Raw genomic sequence first — 4,959 nt, forward strand, 5'->3', positions numbered from 1 at the left:
GCCGCTCGGCTGCGCACCACCGCGCTGCGCCTCCTGGCGCTGCTGCTCGTCGCCCTGGTGGCGACCGTGCTGCTGGCCGGGGTCGCGCAGGCCGCCCCGATCGACCCGGTCGATCCCACCGCACCGACCGAGCCGGTCGCCCCCGAGGGCGACCCGGCCGTGACCATCGACCTCAACGGGGTCAACGGCACGCCGAACAGCTCGATCGTCGTGCTGCTGGCCATCACGCTGCTCTCGGTCACCCCGGCCCTGCTGCTGATGATGACGAGCTTCACCAAGATCTTCGTGGTGCTGGCCCTGACCCGTAACGCCCTGGGCCTGACCGGCGTCCCGCCCAACCAGGTCCTCGCGGGCCTCGCCCTCTTCCTCAGCCTCTTCATCATGGCCCCGGTCGTCGGCGAGGTGAACGACGTCGGCGTCCAGCCCTACCTGACCGGCGACGCGACCTTCACCGAGGCGATCGACGTCGGCTCGGGCCCGCTGCGCGAGTTCATGCTGGCCCACACCCGCGAGGCGGACCTCGCCCTCATCACCCGGGCCGCGGACATGGAGAACCCCGAGACGGTCGACGACGTGGCGATGACCACGCTCATCCCCGCCTTCATGCTCTCCGAGCTGCGCTCGGCCTTCATCATCGGCTTCGTCATCTTCGTGCCGTTCCTGGTCATCGACCTGGTGGTCGCGGCCGCCCTGATGAGCATGGGCATGATGATGCTCCCGCCGGTCATGATCTCGCTGCCCTTCAAGCTCCTGCTCTTCGTCCTCGTGGACGGCTGGGGCCTGATCGTCACCGCACTGGTGGGGAGCTACGTCTAGTGGACACCACGGCGGTCCTCGACATCGGCTTCCAGGCCATGCTCCTCGCGGCCAAGCTCTCCGCACCCATCCTCATCACCGCGCTCGTGGTGGGTTTCGCGGTCTCCCTGCTGCAGTCGATCACGCAGGTCCAGGAGGTCACGCTCAGCTTCGTGCCCAAGGCCATCGCGGTCGCGATCGCGCTGCTCGTCTCGGGCCACTGGATGATCGCCGAGACCGTCTCCTTCACCCAGGAGATGTTCTCGCGCATCCCCAGCCTGCTGGGGGGCTGACATGGGCCTGACCATCCCGCTGGCGACCATCGAGGTCATGATGCTCGCCGGTGTGCGCATCGCGGCCTTCCTGGTGATCGCCCCGCCCTTCTCGCACGGCGCCGTGCCAGGGCGGATCAAGGCGATGCTCGCCGTCGGGCTGGGCCTGCTGGCCACCCCGCGCGCGATCGCCGCCGCGGGGGAGACCGTCGGCACCTCGATCGCCTCGGGCACCGCCCAGCTGATCGGCGACCTCGTGATGCAGGCAGTCATCGGTGGGGCGCTGGGCTTCCTGGTGGCGATGGTCTTCGCCGCGGTGCAGGCCGCGGGCAACATGATCGACCTGTTCGGCGGCTTCCAGCTCGCGCAGGCCTTCGACCCCATGAGCATGACCAACGGTGCGCAGTTCTCCAGGCTCTACACGATGACGACGATCGTGCTGCTGTTCGCCTCGAACGCGCACCACGTGATCCTCGCGGGCCTGATGCGCAGCTTCGACGCGCTGCCGCTGGGCACCCCCCTCAACCTCGGCGCCATGAGCGAGGCGGTCACCGAGGGCATCACCGACCTGTTCCTCTCGGCCCTGCAGGTCGCCGGCCCGCTGATCGTCGTGCTCTTCCTCGCCGACGTCGGCCTGGGGCTGCTGACCCGCGTGGCCCCGGCCCTCAACGCCTTCGCCCTGGGCTTCCCGCTCAAGATCCTGCTCACCGTGACCCTCGGCGCGACGGCCTACCTGGCCCTGCCGCAGATCGTGGCCGCGCTGAGCGACACCGCGGTGACCCGCGTGCTGGAGGTCGGGCGGTGAGCGAGCAGAGCGGTCAGGAGCGGACCGAGAACGCGACCCCGAAGCGGATGAAGGAGGTCCGCAAGGAGGGGTCGCTCCAGCGCTCGCAGGACCTCTCCGCGTGGATCGGCATCGGCACCGGCGCGATCATGCTCACCTTCGTGATGAGCAGCGGGCAGGGGGCGGCCCTCGAGCAGATGAGCATGGTCGAGGAGGCCATCGCCAACCCCGACCCCGAGCTCGCGGTCACCGCCGTGTTCGACGGCATGTCCTCGATCGTGTGGACGATGCTGCCGCTGTTCGCCGTCGTGGTGCTCGCGGCGATCATCGGCTCGGCCCTGCAGGGCGGCATCCACATCTCGACCAAGAAGCTCAAGCCGACGTTCAAGCAGTTCAACCTCGTCAAGGGCATCAAGCAGAAGTTCGGCATGCAGGCCTGGTGGCAGGGCCTCAAGGCAGCGCTCAAGGCCTTCGCGATCGGTGCGGTGCTCTACACCGTGGTCCAGGGGCTGATCCCTCTGATGCTCGGCTCGGGCACCCTGTCGCTCAACCAGATCCTCGGGGCCGCGGGCTCGGGGGTCGGCAGCCTGGTCCGCACGGCTGTCGTCGCAGGGCTCGTCCTCGCGGTCTTCGACCTCCTGGTCATCGGGAAGGCGAACCGCAAGAAGACCAGGATGACGAAGAAGGAGGTCAAGGACGAGCACAAGCAGACCGAGGGCGACCCGATGCTCAAGGGCGCGATCCGCTCCAAGCAGATCGCGATGAGCCGCAACCGCATGATCTCCGAGGTCGCCCAGTCCGACGTCGTCCTGGTGAACCCGACGCACGTGGCCGTGGCCCTGCGCTACGAGCCGGGCACGGGTGCCCCCAAGGTGGTCGCGAAGGGTGCGGGCCACATCGCCGCGAAGATCCGTGAGGTCGCGACCGAGAAGAACGTCCCCATGGTCGAGGACATCCCGCTGACCCGGGCCCTGCACGCGGCCTGCGAGCTCAACCAGGAGATCCCCGCCCACCTGTACACCGCGGTCGCGCGGATCCTCGCCTTCGTCATGGCCCTACGGCGCCGGGGTGCCGCGACCGGCATGCACAAGCCGCCGGACGGCCCCACCAAGATCCCGGAGGCGGCGTGAGATCCCGACCCGCACGCCCGCCCCACCCCCCGACCACTGCCAGCACCACGACCCACCCTGAGGAGGCCCGAGCATGAAGGCCAAGCAGATCACCCAGCTCGGCGTCCCTGTCGGCGTGGTGGGCATCGTCATGATGCTCGTCGTCCCGCTGCCCGCCGAGCTCCTCGACTTCCTCATCGTCATCAACATCGTCATGGCCCTCGTGGTGCTGCTCACGGCGATGTACGTCAAGAAGCCGCTCGACTTCTCGGTCTTCCCCTCGCTGCTGCTGGTGCTCACCCTGTTCCGGCTCGGGCTCAACGTGGCCTCGACCCGGCTGGTGCTGAGTGACGGCTACGCGGGGGACGTGATCGACGCCTTCGGCACCATCGTGGTGGGCGGCTCGCTCATCATCGGCCTGGTCATCTTCCTCATCCTCGTGGTGATCCAGTTCGTCGTGATCACCAACGGTGCGGGGCGTGTGGCCGAGGTCGGGGCGCGCTTCACCCTCGACGCGATGCCCGGCAAGCAGATGGCCATCGACGCCGACCTCAACGCCGGCCTGATCGACGAGGACACCGCGCGCTCCCGCCGCGCCGAGATCTCGGCCGAGGCCGACTTCTACGGCGCCATGGACGGTGGATCGAAGTTCGTCAAGGGCGACGCGATCGCCGGCATCATCATCACGATCATCAACCTGCTCGGCGGGTTCGCCGTCGGCATGCTGAACATGGGCATGTCCGCCGGGGAGTCCATCGAGCGGTTCAGCCTGCTGACCATCGGCGACGGCCTGGTCACCCAGATCCCCGCCCTGCTGATGTCCGTCGCGACCGGCCTCATCGTGACCCGCGCGACCGCCTCGGGTGACCTGGGCGCCGCCGCGAGCGGCCAGCTGACGCAGAGCCGCACGGCCCTGATGATCGCCGGCTCGGCCGCGATCGCCCTGGCCCTGGTGCCCGGGCTCCCCAAGCTGCCCTTCATCGTGGTCGGCGCGGCCCTCCTGCTCGTCGGTCAGCGCATCGGCGCCAACGCCAAGGCCGAGGCCGCCGCCGGGGAGATCGAGGCCACCGCCGCGACCACCTCACCGTCGGCCGACACCCCCGAGGCCCTCATCGAGCAGATGCGGGTGCACACCCTCGAGATCCTCCTCGCCCCCGACCTGGTCGACATGGTCGGCAGCGGCAGCGACCAGGACCTGCTGGCCCGGGTGCGCGGCCTGCGCCGCAAGATCGCCATGGACCTCGGCATCGTCGTCCCGCCCGTCCGGACCCGCGACTCGGTCGAGCTCCCGCGCTCGACGTACGTGGTGCGGATCGCCGGGGTCGAGGTCGGCCGCGGCGAGGCCCCCGGTGGGCGCCTGCTGGCGCTGGGCGACAACCTCGAGAGCCTCGGCGGGACGACCGTCGTCGAGCCGGTCTTCGGGCTGCCGGGCAAGTGGATCCCCAGCGAGCTGCGCCACGCTGCCGAGATGGTCGGCGCCACGGTCGTGGACCGCGTCTCGGTGCTCATCACCCACCTCGGCGCGATCATCGACGCCAACGCCCCGCGGCTGATCTCCCGCGAGGACGTACGTGTGCTCACCGAGGGGGTCAAGCAGGTCAACCCGTCGGTGGTCGACGAGCTCGTCCCCGGCCTGCTGACCCTCGGCGAGGTGCAGCGGGTGCTGCAAGGGCTGCTCGCCGAGCGCGTGGCGATCCGCGACCTGAGCCGCATCTTCGAGGGCCTGACCCTGCGTGCCAAGGTCAGCACCGACACCGAGGGCCTCATCGAGGCCTCACGCACCGCCCTGGGCCCCGCGCTCGCGGCCCCGTACGCCCAGGACGGCGTGCTGCGGGTCATCACCCTGGACCCGACCCTCGAGCAGAGCCTCATGGAGGCCATGCGGCCGGCCGACGGCGGTGCCCAGCTGCTGCTCGACCCGGCCAAGGCCGACCGCGTGCTGGGGTCGCTGCGGCAGATCGCCGCGGCGGGCGAGGCCTCGGGCCGTGAGGGCGTCCTG

General features: G+C 69.9%; 5 protein-coding genes. All 5 read left to right on the forward strand.

The features are described 5' to 3' along the window. On the forward strand, positions 1-816 hold an 816-nt coding region (gene fliP, locus L0B03_RS13810; RefSeq protein ID WP_308200065.1), incomplete at its 5' end, for a flagellar type III secretion system pore protein FliP. Beyond that, complete coding sequence (gene fliQ / locus L0B03_RS13815; RefSeq protein WP_250446747.1) at positions 816-1,088, forward strand: flagellar biosynthesis protein FliQ; 273 nt, start codon at positions 816-818, stop codon at positions 1,086-1,088. The genes fliP and fliQ, both read left to right, overlap by 1 nt. Position 1,089: 1 nt before the next feature. Then, positions 1,090-1,872, forward strand: a complete 783-nt coding sequence (locus L0B03_RS13820; RefSeq protein ID WP_250446750.1) for a flagellar biosynthetic protein FliR — start codon at positions 1,090-1,092, stop codon at positions 1,870-1,872. After that, positions 1,869-2,981: an EscU/YscU/HrcU family type III secretion system export apparatus switch protein gene (locus L0B03_RS13825; RefSeq protein ID WP_250446752.1), complete on the forward strand. Its 1,113-nt coding sequence runs from the start codon at positions 1,869-1,871 to the stop codon at positions 2,979-2,981. Before L0B03_RS13820 ends, L0B03_RS13825 begins: the two co-directional genes overlap by 4 nt. Before the next feature lie 73 nt (positions 2,982-3,054). After that, on the forward strand, positions 3,055-4,959 hold a 1,905-nt coding region (locus L0B03_RS13830; RefSeq protein ID WP_250446754.1), incomplete at its 3' end, for a flagellar biosynthesis protein FlhA.

The sequence above is a fragment of the Actinotalea sp. C106 genome (genome assembly GCF_023630195.1).
Lineage (GTDB): Bacteria > Actinomycetota > Actinomycetes > Actinomycetales > Cellulomonadaceae > Actinotalea.

Bases quoted from the DNA above. Each gene is read 5' to 3' on its own strand.
- L0B03_RS13820 (WP_250446750.1), top strand. From the start codon at position 1,090: ATGGGCCTGACCATCCCGCTGGCGACCATCGAGGTCATGATGCTCGCC.